Genomic DNA, 14,202 nt, shown 5'->3' with positions numbered 1-14,202 from the left:
CCTTTACGGATGGGTGCCGGGTGCCGGGTGTTGCGTGTGAGCGCTAGTCGATCCGGTGGACCGGGTCGCTGTTCTGTGAGAACTCCTTGGCCCAGCGGTAGTCCGGCTTGCCGCTCGGCGCTCGAACGACCTCGTCGGCGATCCAGAAGGAACGCGGAATCTTGTAGCCGGCAAGCTGAGTGCGGGTGTGTTTTTCGATGGAATCGAAATCCGGTTCCACACCATCGCGGACGCGGAGCACCGCCGCCACCCGATTGCCCCACCGCTCGTCGGCAATGCCGATCACTGTTGCGTCGTAGATGTCGGGATGGGCCTTCACCACTGCTTCGACCTCTTCCACGAAGACTTTCTCACCGCCGGTGTTGACCACCATGTTTCCCCGGCCGAGGAGAGTGACCGAGCCGTCGTCCTCGATCCGCGCTCGGTCTCCGGTCACCACTGCCCGCGCGCCGTTCACCTCTCGGAATATCTCCGCCGACTTCACCGGATCGTTGTAGTAGCCCAGTGGGACGTTGCCGAGTTTCGCCAACCATCCTTCGGCCCCCGAACCCGGCTCCAACACACGGTTGTCGTCGTCGACGACGACCGTGAATCTGTTGGCGCCCACTTTGGGTCCGCCACGCTGCTCGAGCCCTTTGGTTGCGAATCCGATTCCGCCGAAGCCTGTTTCGGACGATCCAACCGAATCGGAGATCATCAGATTCGGAAAGACGTCGAAGAACGCGTCTTTGACCGATCCGGAGAAGAGCGCAGCGCCGGAGGCGAGCACAGCCAGGCTCGACGCATCCGGTTGCAATTCGTGATGGGCTTCGACCAGTGGACGGCCCATGGCGTCGCCGGTGATGACCATGACCTGGGGCCGATACTCGGCGACGACTTTCCAGACCTGCGCCGCATCGAACTTCGGTTCGAAGATGACGGTGTTTCCGGAGAACAGAGCGTTGAACGTCGGCATCAGTGCCGAGGTGTGGATCAGCGGTGGAAGCATGCACCACCGCATCGGTTCGGCTGCCGCGGCGCCACCGCGCGACTGCTGGTACTCGTCGGCGATCGGCTCACCCGAATAGAAGTCGTAACCGCCGGCCAACACGCGCCAGATGTCTTCCTGCCGCCAGACGACGCCTTTCGGTCGTCCGGTTGTTCCGCCGGTGTAGAGAACGTAGACGTCGTCGCCGGAACGCTCGGGAAAAGCATGTTCACCTACGCGCAGCGGGGATTGGTTGCCGAGCGCATCCTCGTACGCCACTGCCCCCGGAATCGACGGTTCGTTCCCGAGAGCGAGTTCGTCCGCCACCTCGATCACGTACTTGACCCGCGGCGCGGACACCAACGCCTCGGCGACCCGCTCAGCGAAACCACGATGGAATACCAACGCCGTGAGATCCGCATTCTCGTACAGATAAACCAATTCGTCGCTCGTGTAGCGGTAGTTCACCGTGATGGGAACGCCGCGGATCTTGAAGGCCGCGAGGACAGCAACCATCGCCTCGATCGAGTTGTGCAGTTGAATACCGATGTGCGAACCGACACCCAACCCGACGGACTGGAAGTAATGCGCCAATCGGTTGGCCCGCTCGTCGAGCTCACGGTATGTCACCTCCTCGCCGGAAACGATCAGCGCGAGGCGATCGGGCATCACATCGACGGAATGCTCGAACAGGTCTGCAAACGTGTACGCCATAGGTTGAGTCCTTCGGGTTCGGCCGGTCAGACGACGAAGAGAGGCAAAGGGATTCCGCGATCTTCGAATACGAATGCCGCGCCGGTACTGACCTTCGTAATGGCGACTTCGACGCATTCCGGAGCGGGAGCTTCGGTGATGTCGACGGCCAGAAGGAGCCCCGCGGCATCTTCGGCCACCACTCTCACGGTGAAGTGCGGATTCACGCCGCGGACCAAAGCCTGGAGGGGATCGAGGTGCTCGCTGCCGAGCAAGGTCGGCCAACCGCCGTCGCGGTCGACAAGAGCGTCTCGCGAGATCCACAGCTCCAGAGCACCGCCGTCCGGTCGGATCTCACTCTCCACATACTGCTTCGGATTCAGCAAGGGATGCACGGACAGGACCAATGCCAACGATTCCAGAGTCGAAGGAAGCCCGAGCGCATCTCGAATACGCTGTGCCGCAACTCCCGCGATTCCGGTCAATTGCTTTCGCGTGATCTCGCGCGCCTTGTCTTCGTCGGCACGGCGGCGAACCGCTGCCAGAAAGCCCAAGGCCAACAGATGATGCTGCACGCAGATCTCCTCTGCGATACGAACCAAGGCCGATCGCGAGAAGTCGGAAAATCTCAGGTCGGACAACAACGGACCCGAGTAGTCCGCCCTACCGTCCCCACCGTGATCGATCGGGCTCAGCTCGACCGTCACCGCGGCGGTGCGTCCGATCTGCTCGGTGTGCGCGGTCATCACGGGAGGCGTGTGCGACGGGTCGATGGAAACGGTCCAGGCACAGTGCGGATGTCGGTCCGCAGGCCTGCGCGGTGGTCGGTGAATCGGACGGATCTGGGCGTGCGGGTTGGTCGCGATGGCCGTCGCATCGAAAGTCGGATCCTCGATGTCGTGACACATCGAGGTCACGAACTCATCGCCCAACGGCTCGACGTCCATGAGTGCTCCGCAATGATCGAGCCAGAATTCACCGTGCAGCGGATCGTCGACCCGGTATCGAAAGTCCATGAACTGTGGCGGAGCGCCGATGTCGAGTTGTAACCCTTTGAAGATCGTCACGACGTCGTCGCCCTCGTATCCGAGAGCCTTCTGCATGCGGCGGGTGTACCAGGGGCTGGCCGATTCCCACTCCTCGACGGCCACCTGCGCCATACCCTCGCGTCCGAATTCGACGATCAGATGCGCCATGCCCGAGCGATCGATCAGCTGCCCGCACAGGAGCAACTCGGGCACCAACACGGCAAGGTCGCGCTGCGAGAGTGTCTCGAAGGAATCGCGCACCGTCATCGGACTCACCACAGCGGGACCGGCGCGGTGCCCACCGGATACCAGCCCGGTAGCGGGTCGCCCGAGATCGATCGCTGGATCCGGCCCTGCATCCCCTTCGAGAGAGCGTTGTTGCCGATCATCTCCATGAACAGTGCCGACACGTTCCCGAAGTCGAAGAAGTCACGCTGCCAGGACCATTGGAAGTCCCCGCCGTAGCGGAACCAACTACCGCCGATACCGTAGACGGAGTAGTTGCTCCCGTCCTCACGCTTGGCATCGGAAATCTGCTTCCACAAGCCGATCACGTTTCCGCTACGTTCGTCGATCACAAAGTCTTGATACGGGTACTCCCAGCCTTCGAGGCCCTTCATCTCGAGGCCGAGTGCGACTTCGCGAATCTCCTCGCGCCCCACCGCCATGAAATCCTGCTTGGGACCGTAGTTCCACCCGTACGTGGCGTCCTCGGTGTACATGTCCGCCAACGGTTTCCAATCACCGGCGGCTTCGGCCTTCTTGTTCGCCTCGATCCAGCGTTGGACCATCTCGTCGAGCTCTGCGCGGTCGAAACCGGTCATCTGAACTTCCTCCCTCGAGTACTTGAATTCGCTGCAATCAATCGACAATCCGCTGTAATCAGTCGACAATTCTCAGGGCGCCGGTCGGGCAGTACCTGACCGCCAGCTCGGCTTCACCGCGGAGAGACTCGGGCGGGTCCGAGTCCAGAAGACTGACCTTCCCCCGCTTCGGGACGACAAAGATCTCCGGTGCCTCGAGCTCACACGCCGCGTGGCCTTGGCACAGGTCGAGGTCGACTTCGACGTGCATGATCACCCCTCACGCCCGGGACGTGTTCTGCGCCGGTACCTCACCGCGCACGGCTGCTGCAACTGCACGACCATCTTGCTGTGGTCGTTTCGGTAGGACTCCGACGGCTGCGCCATCTCGAACTCGAAGTCCCGCAGCAGGATCGAGAAGATCGCTTTGAGCTGCATCTGGGCGAATGCAGCACCGACGCAGCGATGCCGGCCGGCTCCGAACGGAATCCACGTCCAGCGGTTGACGATGTCCTCTTGATTCGGGTCGATGTACCTCCCGGGATCGAAGGTGTCCGGTCGGGGGAAGTCCTCGGCGATTCGATTGGAGATCGCGGGCGTCGCAGCGACAAGATGGCCCTCTCGGATCTCGAAGCCGCCCACTTCGAAATCTCCACGTGCCACCCGCAACAGGATGATCAACGGCGGATGCAGTCGAAGGGTTTCCTTGACCACAGCCTCGAGAACCGGAATCTGGCGCAGGGCATGAAAACTGATGTCGGCGCCGTCGGAGTACAGATCGTCGAGTTCGTCGACGACGTCCGTCATTGTGTCGGGATGCCGCAGCATCTCGATCAGCGACCACGCTGCCGTGCCGGAAGTCGTGTGGTGGCCGGCGAACATCATCGAGATGAAGATGCCGGTGATCTCGTCGGCACTGAACCGGAGGTCGCCGTTCTCGTCCTTGACCGAGACCAACACGTCCAACATGTCGCGGTCCTCCTTGCCCTGCGGAGGATTCGCGATGCGCCCGTTCATGATGTCCTGTACCAGTGCGACCAACGCCAACCGGGCCTCGTCGCGGCGGCGGAAACTCTCGATCGGCGCGTACGGATCCACGAAAGCCAATGCATCCGTTCCCTGTTCGAGCTCGTGATACAGCTTGGCGAAACTATCGTCCAGTTCGTCGCGGAACTTCTTGCCGATCAGGCACGCCGACGAGGTGTAGATGGTCAGCTCGGCGAAGAAGTCGAGCAGATCGATCTCGCCTTCGTCTCCCCACTGCGCGACCATCGCCTCGACCTCGCGGCCGATCGTGGCGGCGTGCCCGCGCATCTGTTCGCCGCGCAGAGCCGAGTTGTGCAGCATCTCCTTGCGCCGCTCCGGGCTGGCATCGAAGACGACGCCTTCACCGAATATCGGCTTCATGAAGGGGTAAGCCGCTTGTTGGTCGAGATCCTCGTCGGTGGAGCGGAAGAAGAACTCGTTTGCCTCGGCTCCGGACAGCAAGATCACCGTGCGGTCGGCAAGTTGAAAGGCGCCGACGTCACCACATTCCTCACGCACCCGGCGCATGAGCGCTATCGGGTCGGTTCGCAGTTCCTCAAGATGCCCGTGCGGGAGATCCCCGCCGGACACCCGCGGCGGCTCGGGCAGTGTTCGCGACGTCTCCTGCACTCCGTGCGTCATGTCGTCTCCTGTGAGTTCGCAGTGGGAAGTTTGTCCAGTGGTGCCTCGGGCTGAACTTCGACGAGCACGATGTGTGCTCCTCGCGGCGCCGACACAACGGCGACGATGGCATTGGCGATGTCCGAGGCGCGCAGAAAGTAACCATGGCGGGCGAACCCCCACTTACTCCACGATTCCCCAACCGGTCCGATGATCTCCGGCGTCGTGTCCATCCCCATGCCGGTCAGTGTCGGCCCGGGTCGCACGATCGACGCGCGAATGCCTGTTCCTTCGAGCTCCATTCGCATCTGGCGCCCCATTGCTTCGAGCCCGGCCTTGGCCGCGTCGTAAGCACCCATGAGTGGACGCTGGCGCTCGGCACAATCCGAGCCGATCAGTACGAAGTCACCGCGCTGTCGTTGCCTCATGCCGGGGAGTACGCGATGCGCCAATCGCTGCGCACCAACGAGGTGGACTTGGATCTGCCGTGAGAACGCCTCTGGATCCATCTCGTCCGCAGCCCCGAATTCGAGGTCACCGGCACCGGAGACGACCATTTCGGTGGGACCGTGGACTGCCTCTGCGGCCGAGACGAATCCGTCGACCGAATCACCGTCCGTGACGTCGAGGAAGTGGGCGAACGCTTCACCACCATTGCTGCGGATCTTCTCGGCGATGGCTTCGCATTCGGTGACTCGACGCGCACCGAGCGCAACCGGATGGCCGAGTTCGGCCAGGGCATACGCAGTAGCGGTGCCGATTCCCGACGATGCACCACTGATCAATGCCGGCCGGCGAAGGGGATTGGGTTCGAAACGAGGCATCAGCGCACCTGCACTTTCACCGGCAGGGCCGCAAAGCCCCGGACGTTTGTCGAATGAACACGCTCGATTCCGGACTCGTCGACTTCGTAGTCGCTGACCCGACGCCCGAACTCTGCGAGGGCGATCTTGGCTTCGAGCTTGGCAAGGTGGGCACCGAGACAGAAGTGCACGCCACCACCGAAACTCGCGAGTTTTCCCGACGAACTCCGGCCGATCTGGAAGCTGTCGGCATCCTCGAAGACGTCGGCGTCTCGGTTGGCCGATCCGATCAGGAGCAGGACCTTCTCCCCCGCCGGAATGGTGCGTCCGTGATATTCGAGGTCGACAACCGAAGTCCGAGCCACGATCTGGCTCGACGTGTCGTAGCGAAGAGTCTCTTCCACCCATTCCGAGGCTCGTTCGGGATCGTCGAGAACCGGTGTGATCTGCTCCCGGTGGTGCGAACCCCAGTACAGAGCGTTTCCGAGAAGCTTGGTCGTGGTCTCGTTTCCGGCCACGACCATCAGAAACATGAATCCGAGGATCTCCTGGTCCGAGAGTTTGTCTCCGTCGATCTCGGCATCGAGCAAGGCCGAGGTCAGATCGTCCGTCCGCGATCGGCGACGCTGCGCGATCATCTCCTTGTAGTAGCCCATCAAACTGATCGAAGCCTCCACCGCAGGTTGCGGCACGTCGAGAACACCCGCCTCTCGATGCACCACCAGATCCGCCTTGCGCCGCAGTTCGGCCCTGTCGGGTTCGGGAACCCCCATGAGTTCGGAGATGACGTCCATCGGCAGCTTTCCCGCCACCTCCGTAATCCAGTCGAACTCCCCCGCGCCCAACGCAGGTACCAGATGTTGCTTCGTGAGTTCGAGGATCCGGCCGTCGAGCTCCGCAACCCGTCGCGGCGTGAATCCGCGAGAAACCAACTGGCGCAACCGCATATGGCGGGGATCGTCCATCGCGAGAAACGACATCACATAATGCGCGTGTGGACCGTAGGCTGCTGGGTCGAGCGATACCCCGTTGGCGCTCGAGAGACGCTTGTTGTCCTTGAATCCGTCGACCACGTCCGCATATCGCGACAACGCCCAAAAGCCAACGTCCGGATTGTGATACAACGGTGATTCTTCGCGCAGACGCTTGTACGTCGGATACGGATCGTCGTGAAAGTGGTAGTCGTACGGATTGAAGACCACCGGATCGATCAAAGCTTCTGTCATGATTTCTCCAGGATCAGTAGAGCTGAGGCCTCGAGGCGTCCAGCGATTTGCGCGTAGGTTCCGTAGCCGATCCCTGCTCGCAGAAGCGCCCCGGCATAAAGCATTTCGAGCGCTTCCAACACTTCGGGTTCGCCATTCGGATCCAACGCCGAAGCGAGTCGTTGATGGATCTCGAGTCCGATCCGCCCGCGAAGATGTTCCACTTCAGGATCGGATCCGAGCAGTGCATTGGTCACGGCGGCCGATACCTCCGGTTCGTCCGCGAGAAGCAGCGCGATGTTTCGAAGTACAGACAGCACGTGCGCGGTGCGATCCAACCCTGAGCCATCAGGCGCCGACGAGTTCTGAAGTCTTCGCCAGAAAACCTCTGCGACCAGATGCTCCTTGGACGCGAAATACGTGTAGGCGGTCGCAGTTCCGACACCCGCTTCGGCCGCAACCGAACGGACAGTCAGTCCGGAAAACTCTTGTTTGCGTAGAACTTTCACTGTTGCTTCGGCAAGCCTGGCCACAGTTTCCGCCTGTTTTCCCGTGAGGCGCCTGCGAGTGGATTCATAGACAATCGATCCCCCGCCACTTGAATCGCCCCGTTTGCTGGACACGTGTCTGGACGTTACTACAGCGCCCTGTCCAGGGCAACGAAATGGGGAAACTTCGAAAATTCACCACTCACAGGCAGCCACGAAGCGAAAAGTTCTACTACAGACCGATCTTCATCCCGGCACCAGCGTCCACGCGCAGTTGCTGGCCGGTGACGAATCGCGACTCGTCCGAGGACAGATACACGACCGCATGCGAGATGTCCGCGGGCTCGACCCACGGGGTCGGCATCGCCTGCATGAACGGGAACGTCACTGCCGCATCCTCGGCGGTCGGATTCTCGAGGTCGGGACGGAACGTCCGGTACATCGGCATGCTCTGCAACATGTCGGTGTTCACGTTGGTCGGATGAATCGCGTTGACGCGAATGGAACTCGGCCCGAGAGTCAGTGCCAACGAACTGGTATATGCCTGAATCAGCTTCTTGGCCAGTCCGTATCCGTCGCCACCCGGACCCTGGAGCGCCTGCTGCCCGTTGAATCCGGTCTGTGGCACCAGACCGGCAACAGAGCCGATCGCGATGATCGAACCCCCTTCGCCGAGGTATTCCATCGACGCGTGCACTGTATTGACGACACCGAGAAAGTTCACATCGAACGCGTCGACGAAACCGGCAGTCGACACGTGCTTGCCGAGCGGACAGATACCGGCGTTCGCCACGACGACATGCAATCCGCCCAACTGACCTACCGCCTCGGCAAGTGCCGTTTCGAGTCCGGCGCGATCGCGGACGTCGACACGGGCCGTCACCACCTGCTGTCCGGCCTCTTTCACCAGTCGAGCCGTTTCCTCGAGTTCGGCAGGACTGGCGAGCGGGTATTCGTTGCTGGCGATGTCTGCGCACAGATCGAAGGCGATGATGTGCGCGCCCTCCCGTGCGAGATGAACGGCATGACTGCGCCCCTGACCTCGAGCAGCACCGGTCACCAGCACCACTTTTCCGTCAACTCTGTTCATTTCGACCTCTCTCCCGTGTACGTGAAGGCGTGTATGTGAAGGCGTGCATGTGAAAGCGTGGATGTGAAGGCGTGGTTGTGAATGTGCGGTGAACCGTAGCCGCGCCGCCCCGGACACGAGGCGCTTTTCACCGAAGCAGATCCCGAGACGCTCTCGAAATCTCTTATGCCCCAGAAACCATTGCCTCAACCACGAGTGTGAACTAGAGTCCAGACACATGTCCAGAAAGAGAGGGTTCGCGTTATGACGCTTCGACCCGCAGACAGTTCTGCACTTCTCGTCGACGGAAAGCTGGTTCCCGGATCCGGTGGAACCTTCGAAGTTTTCAACCCGGCCACCGAGGAACTGATCGGCCGTGCGGCCGAAGGCACCACCGCGGACATGGATGCGGCCATTGCCGCGGCGCGCCGTGCGTTCGACGAGACCGAATGGGCACGCGATCACGGGTTTCGCGCTCGCTGCCTGCGCCAACTGTGCGACGCACTCCAGTCCCACATCGAGGAGTTGCGTGAGATCACCGTCGCCGAGGTCGGCGCACCCGTCATGCTGACGAGCGGTCCGCAACTCGAAGGCCCGATCGAAGATCTTCGCTACTGGGCTGACCTGATCGAAACCTATTCGTGGGAACAAGATCTCGGGCACGCGTCACCCATGGGGATTCCGACCCATCGCCGACTGCTCAAGGAAGCGGTCGGCGTCGTCGGCGCAATCACACCGTGGAACTTCCCGCACCAGATCAATTTCGCCAAACTCGGCCCCGCCCTCGCGGCCGGCAACACCATCGTTCTCAAACCCGCGCCGGACACGCCCTGGTGCGCCGCGCTGGTCGCCAAGGTGATTGCAGAAGAAACCGAGATCCCGGCGGGCGTCGTCAACGTGGTGACGTCGACAGATCACTCTCTCGGCGCGCAGCTGTGCAGCGATCCGCGCGTCGATCTCGTGTCCTTCACCGGTTCCACCGCCACCGGACGCACGGTGATGGCCGCGGCCGCGCAAACCCTCAAGAAGGTCTTCCTCGAACTCGGGGGCAAGTCCGCATTCATCGTCCTCGACGACGCGGACATCAAGGGTGCATGCTCGGTTGCCGCGTTCTCCGTGTGCGTTCATGCCGGTCAGGGATGCGCACTCAGTACCAGACTTCTCGTGCCGCGCGCTCGGTACGAAGATGCTCTGGCCGCGGCCTGCGCCGCGATGGCGGGTATCCGAGCCGGTGACCCCAGCGCGCGCGGAACGGTGTGTGGTCCGGTCATCTCCGCGCGCCAGCGCGCCAGGGTGGAGAGCTACCTCGCCCTCGCGGTCGAAGAGGGCGGCACGATCGTGACGGGTGGAGGCCGACCCGACGATCACCAGAGCGGCTTCTTCGTCGAACCCACTCTCATTGCCGGGCTGGACAACTCGTCTCGCGTAGCGCAGGAGGAGATTTTCGGGCCCGTTCTCGTGATCATTCCGTACGACAACGACGACGACGCTATCCGAATTGCCAACGATTCCCCCTACGGCCTGTCCGGGTCGGTGTGGGGCACCGACCCCGATCGCGTCGCGCACGTCGTTGCCGGTGTCAGAACCGGAACGCTGAGCGTCAACGGCGGCGTCTGGTATTCGGCCGACGCACCGTTCGGCGGCTACAAACAATCCGGGATCGGCCGCGAAATGGGCCTCGCCGGTTTCGAGGAATACCTCGAAACCAAGCTCGTCGCTTCACCTTCCTGACATTCCACACCCTCACCCCACACCCTCACCACAGAATCATCACCACGAAAGTAGGTCGACATGGGACGTTTCGACGGTCGCACCGCGATAGTCACCGGAGCAGCGCAGGGTATCGGAGAGGCATATGCCCGCGCTCTGGCTGCGGAGGGGGCCAACGTGGTCGTGGCGGACCTCAATCGCGAACTCGGTGAAGCTGTCGCCAAGCAGATCACGGCGGACGGTGGAAGTGCCGTGTTCAAGGACGTCGACGTCGCCGACGGGGAGTCGACTGCGGCACTTGCCGACTTCACGATCGAGCAGTTCGGTAGCATCGAGCATCTGGTGAACAACGCTGCCATCTACGGCGGAATGAAGATCGATTCCCTGTTGACGGTGGACTGGGACTACTACCGAAAGTTCATGAGCGTCAACATGGACGGCGCATTGCACGTGTGCCGGGCGGTCGTACCTCATATGCGCGCGAAGGGCGGTTCGATCGTCAACCAGTCCTCCACAGCAGCCTGGCTGTACTCGAATTACTACGGACTCGCGAAAGCCGGCGTCAACAGCCTGACACAACAACTCGCGACCGAACTCGGCTGGTCGAACATCCGGATCAACGCCATCGCTCCCGGTCCCATCGACACGGAGGCGACTCGAACCGTCACCCCCGGCAACATCGTCAAGGACATGGTAAGGCGAATCCCGTTGCAGCGCATGGGAACGCCGGAGGATCTCGTCGGCATGTGCCTGTTCCTTCTCTCCGACGACGCAGGCTGGGTGACCGGGCAGATCTTCAACGTCGACGGAGGCCAGGTGTACCGGTCATGACGGAATCGGCGCCGAAAGCCAGCGCTTCGAAAACCAGACTGGGATACATCGGCCTAGGCAACATGGGCGCGCCGATGGCGCAGCGCCTCCTGGACTGGCCGGGCGGACTGGTGGTGTGTGATGCCCGCGCAGAAGCGCTCGAACCGTTCACCACTGCGGGCGCGAGCGCGGCATCGACGCCCGCCGACGTTGCAGCGCAGGCGAGCATCATCTCCGTCACGGTGCTCGACGACGCGCAGGTACGCGAGGTTGTGTGCGGGCCGCACGGGATCCTGTCGACCGCACAGCCAGGCACTGTCGTCGCGATTCACTCCACTATCTCGGACACCACGGCGGTGGAACTCGGTGACATCTGTCAACAGCGTGGTGTTCTGCTGGTCGACGCGCCGATCAGTGGCGGTGCCGGCGGCGCAGCGCAGGGCAGGCTGGCAGTGATGATCGGCGGCTCCGACGAGGCGTTCGAAGCCGTCCGCGAGCCCTTCGGATCCTGGGCCGAGCTGGTGGTTCACGCCGGTGACGTCGGCGCGGGAACGCGAATGAAGCTCGCACGCAACCTTCTTCACTTCGTCTCGTTCACCGCCACGACCGAGGCCGCGCGACTCGCCGAAGCAGCAGGACTCGATCTCCGCACGCTCGGAAAGGTCGTCAGGCACACCGATGCGATCACTGGTGGCGCGGGCGCGATCATGCTCCGCGACACCACCGCACCGGTCTCGGAGGACGACCCGTGGTTCTCGATACTGCGGCATGTTCGCAATCTCGGGGAGAAGGACTTGGCCTTGGCCATCGACCTCGGTGATCGGCTGAATCTCGATCTGCCGCTCGCGCACCTTGCGCTCGCCGGACTCGGTGCCGGTCTGGGCGTCGGGAATGACAGCGAAGACAGGCCGGCCGAACCTTCAACGGCATCTTCGGCATCTACTACTCGGGAGCACGCATGACCGACACCCCTCACATGACCGATGCCGGTGGAACCGACGAAAGCCGCATCTCCGAGGCCCGCGCTCGTGGCGTCGCGAAGATGAACGAGGTGTACGGCTGGGAGCTTCCCGCCGACGTTCCCGGCGACTTCTTCGCGGTCACCGCCGACCACCTCTTTGCCGACATCTGGACGCGACCGGGACTGTCGGTGCGTGACCGACGACTACTCCTGATCGGTGCCATCACCGCCCAGGGGCAGAACGATGTGGCAAAGATCCAGATCAACGCTGCTCTCCACAACGAGGAGTTGACCGAGCAGCAGTTCGAAGAGGCCGCGATCTTCCTGTGCCACTACGTCGGCTGGCCGCTGGCCACCGGACTCAACAATGCGCTGATCGCCGTGAAGGCCGACAGACGTAAAGCCGCGCGCGCCAAGGAGAAGGCCGCAGCCGATTCCGCGAAAACGGACACCGACTGACTTTCGATCGAGATACTGCCATCAGGGCATCAATCACACCCACCGATTCCCCCCACCAACCAACCAGAAGAACGAAGGATCCGAATCCATGGCCGAGGCCAGCTCAATCCGTCCGCAGTCCGCCGCAAGCATCGAGCAGTGGGACTTCGAGGCTGACGTCGTCGTCGCCGGCTACGGCATTGCCGGAGTGAGTGCTTCGATCGAGGCCGCGCGAGCGGGCGCCGACGTATTGGTGCTCGAGCGCACGAGCGGCTGGGGCGGCGCTGCGGCGCTGGCAGGTGGATTCATCTATCTGGGCGGCGGGACCCCGTTGCAGCAGGCACTCGGGTTCGAGGACTCCCCCGCCAACATGAAATCTTTCATGATGGCCGCACTCGGGCCCGGCGCCGACGAGGAGAAGATCACCGACTACTGCGAAGGCAGCGTCGAGCACTACAACTGGCTCGTCGACAACGGTGTGCCGTTCAAGGAAAGTTTCTACGGCCAACCCGGCTGGGAAACACCCTTCGACGACGGACTCATGTATTCCGGCGGCGAGAACTCGGCACCGTTCAACACGATCGCGACACCGGCCCCTCGCGGGCACGTGCCGCAGATGAGCGGCAAGCGCACCGGGGAGAAGGGCGGTGGTTTCATGTTGATGAAGCCACTGATCGAGACGGCCGAAAGCCTCGGTGTACGAGCCGAATACGACATGCGAGTCCAGCGCCTGGTCGTCGACGGCGATCGAGTAGTCGGCATCATCGCCAAGCAGTACGGCAAGGAAGTGGCAGTTCGAGCACGCACTGGTGTCGTACTGGCGACGGGAAGCTTCGCCTACAACGAAGCGATGATCCAGTCGTACGCCCCACGGCTGATCGGGCGCCCCGGTGCGGCTATCGAAGAGCACGACGGCAAGGCCATCCAGATGGCGCAGGCACTCGGGGCCGACCTCGCACACATGGACGCAACCGAGGTCGCATTCTTCGGCGACCCCCAGTTGATGATCCGCGGCATCCTGGTCAACGGACGCGGCCAGCGCTACGTCAACGAAGACACGTACCCGGGAAGAATCGGCCAGGAGACGCTGCTGCGCAACGAGAATCAGGCCTACCTGATCATCGACGAAGCTTCCTACGAAGAGGGCTGCGCCGCCGACAGTTCCACACCGTTCTTCAGATTCCAGCCCAAGTGGGTGGCCGAGACCGTCGAGGAACTCGAATCCGACATGGGCCTGCCGGAAGGCACCCTTCAGTCGACCGTCGAGGTCTACAACCGGCACGCCGCCCGTGGTGAAGACCCGGTACTCGGTAAGAAGAAGGAGTGGGTCAAGCCGATCGGCTCACCCGTCGCTGCGCTCGACCTTCGCAATTTCACCGCCGGATTCACGCTCGGCGGTCTGCGCACGTCGATCAACTCGGAGGTCATCCACGTCTCCGGCGAACCGATCCCGGGTTTGTTTGCCGCTGGACGCTGCACCGCCGGCGTCTGCGCCGGTGGATACGCCTCCGGAACGTCCCTCGGTGACGGCAGCTTCTACGGGCGACGCGCGGGAATCAGCGCTGCCAAGGGCTGAGCGC

General features: G+C 62.5%; 14 protein-coding genes. 5 read left to right on the top strand and 9 right to left on the bottom strand.

Annotation, left to right across the window (positions count from 1 at the left end; genetic code table 11):
• Window positions 1–43: 43 nt before the first annotated feature.
• The 9 genes from AC1DVN_RS23020 to AC1DVN_RS22980 form a co-directional block, all read right to left on the bottom strand.
• Complete coding sequence (locus AC1DVN_RS23020; protein ID WP_019748676.1) at window positions 44–1,681, bottom strand: acyl-CoA synthetase; 1,638 nt, start codon at window positions 1,679–1,681, stop codon at window positions 44–46.
• Between the two features lie 26 nt (window positions 1,682–1,707).
• Window positions 1,708–2,955 carry a hypothetical protein gene (locus AC1DVN_RS23015; protein ID WP_041815997.1) on the bottom strand — a complete coding sequence of 416 codons (1,248 nt, stop codon included), beginning with the start codon at window positions 2,953–2,955 and terminating at the stop codon, window positions 1,708–1,710.
• 5 nt (window positions 2,956–2,960) lie between these two features.
• Window positions 2,961–3,512: a Cif family virulence factor gene (locus AC1DVN_RS23010; protein ID WP_020907944.1), complete on the bottom strand. Its 552-nt coding sequence runs from the start codon at window positions 3,510–3,512 to the stop codon at window positions 2,961–2,963.
• A gap of 58 nt (window positions 3,513–3,570) precedes the next feature.
• Window positions 3,571–3,762, bottom strand: a complete 192-nt coding sequence (locus AC1DVN_RS23005) for a ferredoxin (protein WP_029255487.1) — start codon at window positions 3,760–3,762, stop codon at window positions 3,571–3,573.
• 2 nt (window positions 3,763–3,764) lie between these two features.
• Complete coding sequence (locus AC1DVN_RS23000; RefSeq protein ID WP_477994247.1) at window positions 3,765–5,159, bottom strand: cytochrome P450; 1,395 nt, start codon at window positions 5,157–5,159, stop codon at window positions 3,765–3,767.
• Window positions 5,156–5,962 (bottom strand): SDR family oxidoreductase, encoded by an 807-nt coding sequence (locus AC1DVN_RS22995; protein ID WP_019748681.1) that lies wholly within the window; start codon window positions 5,960–5,962, stop codon window positions 5,156–5,158. The genes AC1DVN_RS23000 and AC1DVN_RS22995 overlap by 4 nt, the downstream gene beginning before the upstream one ends.
• Entirely contained in the window at window positions 5,962–7,167 is a 1,206-nt protein-coding gene (locus AC1DVN_RS22990) for a cytochrome P450 (RefSeq protein ID WP_019748682.1), read from the bottom strand. The genes AC1DVN_RS22995 and AC1DVN_RS22990 overlap by 1 nt, the downstream gene beginning before the upstream one ends.
• Window positions 7,164–7,730, bottom strand: coding sequence for a TetR/AcrR family transcriptional regulator (locus AC1DVN_RS22985; protein WP_024487471.1), 567 nt, complete (start codon window positions 7,728–7,730; stop codon window positions 7,164–7,166). Before AC1DVN_RS22985 ends, AC1DVN_RS22990 begins: the two co-directional genes overlap by 4 nt.
• A gap of 136 nt (window positions 7,731–7,866) precedes the next feature.
• Window positions 7,867–8,724: a mycofactocin-coupled SDR family oxidoreductase gene (locus AC1DVN_RS22980; RefSeq protein ID WP_446695868.1), complete on the bottom strand. Its 858-nt coding sequence runs from the start codon at window positions 8,722–8,724 to the stop codon at window positions 7,867–7,869.
• 243 nt (window positions 8,725–8,967) lie between these two features.
• On the opposite strand from AC1DVN_RS22980, the gene AC1DVN_RS22975 reads away from it, so the two are divergent.
• From AC1DVN_RS22975 to AC1DVN_RS22955, 5 genes are all read left to right on the top strand, one after another.
• On the top strand, window positions 8,968–10,434 hold the full coding sequence (locus AC1DVN_RS22975; protein WP_446695867.1) for an aldehyde dehydrogenase: 1,467 nt from the start codon (window positions 8,968–8,970) through the stop codon (window positions 10,432–10,434).
• Window positions 10,435–10,494: 60 nt separating this feature from the next.
• Entirely contained in the window at window positions 10,495–11,244 is a 750-nt protein-coding gene (locus AC1DVN_RS22970) for an SDR family oxidoreductase (RefSeq protein WP_446695866.1), read from the top strand.
• Window positions 11,241–12,185 carry an NAD(P)-dependent oxidoreductase gene (locus tag AC1DVN_RS22965; RefSeq protein ID WP_446695865.1) on the top strand — a complete coding sequence of 315 codons (945 nt, stop codon included), beginning with the start codon at window positions 11,241–11,243 and terminating at the stop codon, window positions 12,183–12,185. The genes AC1DVN_RS22970 and AC1DVN_RS22965 overlap by 4 nt, the downstream gene beginning before the upstream one ends.
• A complete protein-coding gene (locus AC1DVN_RS22960; protein WP_205906241.1) occupies window positions 12,182–12,643 on the top strand; it encodes a carboxymuconolactone decarboxylase family protein in 462 nt (153 codons plus the stop codon). The genes AC1DVN_RS22965 and AC1DVN_RS22960 overlap by 4 nt, the downstream gene beginning before the upstream one ends.
• A gap of 88 nt (window positions 12,644–12,731) precedes the next feature.
• Window positions 12,732–14,198, top strand: a complete 1,467-nt coding sequence (locus AC1DVN_RS22955; RefSeq protein WP_020907950.1) for an FAD-dependent oxidoreductase — start codon at window positions 12,732–12,734, stop codon at window positions 14,196–14,198.
• The last annotated feature ends 4 nt before the right edge of the window (window positions 14,199–14,202 follow it).

It is taken from the genome of Rhodococcus sp. P4_E4, assembly GCF_056401575.1.
The sequence above is the reverse complement of the archived record's forward strand: the minus strand, read 5'-3'. Positions and strand labels throughout refer to the sequence as shown.

What these genes read in the sequence shown, in the direction of transcription:
- AC1DVN_RS23020 (WP_019748676.1), bottom strand. Translation starts at nt 1,681, where the DNA reads ATGGCGTACACGTTTGCAGACCTGTTCGAGCATTCCGTCGATGTGATG.
- AC1DVN_RS23015 (WP_041815997.1), bottom strand. Translation starts at nt 2,955, where the DNA reads ATGACGGTGCGCGATTCCTTCGAGACACTCTCGCAGCGCGACCTTGCC.
- AC1DVN_RS23010 (WP_020907944.1), bottom strand. Translation starts at nt 3,512, where the DNA reads ATGACCGGTTTCGACCGCGCAGAGCTCGACGAGATGGTCCAACGCTGG.
- AC1DVN_RS23005 (WP_029255487.1), bottom strand. Translation starts at nt 3,762, where the DNA reads ATGCACGTCGAAGTCGACCTCGACCTGTGCCAAGGCCACGCGGCGTGT.
- AC1DVN_RS23000 (WP_477994247.1), bottom strand. Translation starts at nt 5,159, where the DNA reads ATGACGCACGGAGTGCAGGAGACGTCGCGAACACTGCCCGAGCCGCCG.
- AC1DVN_RS22995 (WP_019748681.1), bottom strand. Translation starts at nt 5,962, where the DNA reads ATGCCTCGTTTCGAACCCAATCCCCTTCGCCGGCCGGCATTGATCAGT.
- AC1DVN_RS22990 (WP_019748682.1), bottom strand. Translation starts at nt 7,167, where the DNA reads ATGACAGAAGCTTTGATCGATCCGGTGGTCTTCAATCCGTACGACTAC.
- AC1DVN_RS22980 (WP_446695868.1), bottom strand. Translation starts at nt 8,724, where the DNA reads ATGAACAGAGTTGACGGAAAAGTGGTGCTGGTGACCGGTGCTGCTCGA.
- AC1DVN_RS22975 (WP_446695867.1), top strand. Translation starts at nt 8,968, where the DNA reads ATGACGCTTCGACCCGCAGACAGTTCTGCACTTCTCGTCGACGGAAAG.
- AC1DVN_RS22970 (WP_446695866.1), top strand. Translation starts at nt 10,495, where the DNA reads ATGGGACGTTTCGACGGTCGCACCGCGATAGTCACCGGAGCAGCGCAG.
- AC1DVN_RS22965 (WP_446695865.1), top strand. Translation starts at nt 11,241, where the DNA reads ATGACGGAATCGGCGCCGAAAGCCAGCGCTTCGAAAACCAGACTGGGA.
- AC1DVN_RS22960 (WP_205906241.1), top strand. Translation starts at nt 12,182, where the DNA reads ATGACCGACACCCCTCACATGACCGATGCCGGTGGAACCGACGAAAGC.
- AC1DVN_RS22955 (WP_020907950.1), top strand. Translation starts at nt 12,732, where the DNA reads ATGGCCGAGGCCAGCTCAATCCGTCCGCAGTCCGCCGCAAGCATCGAG.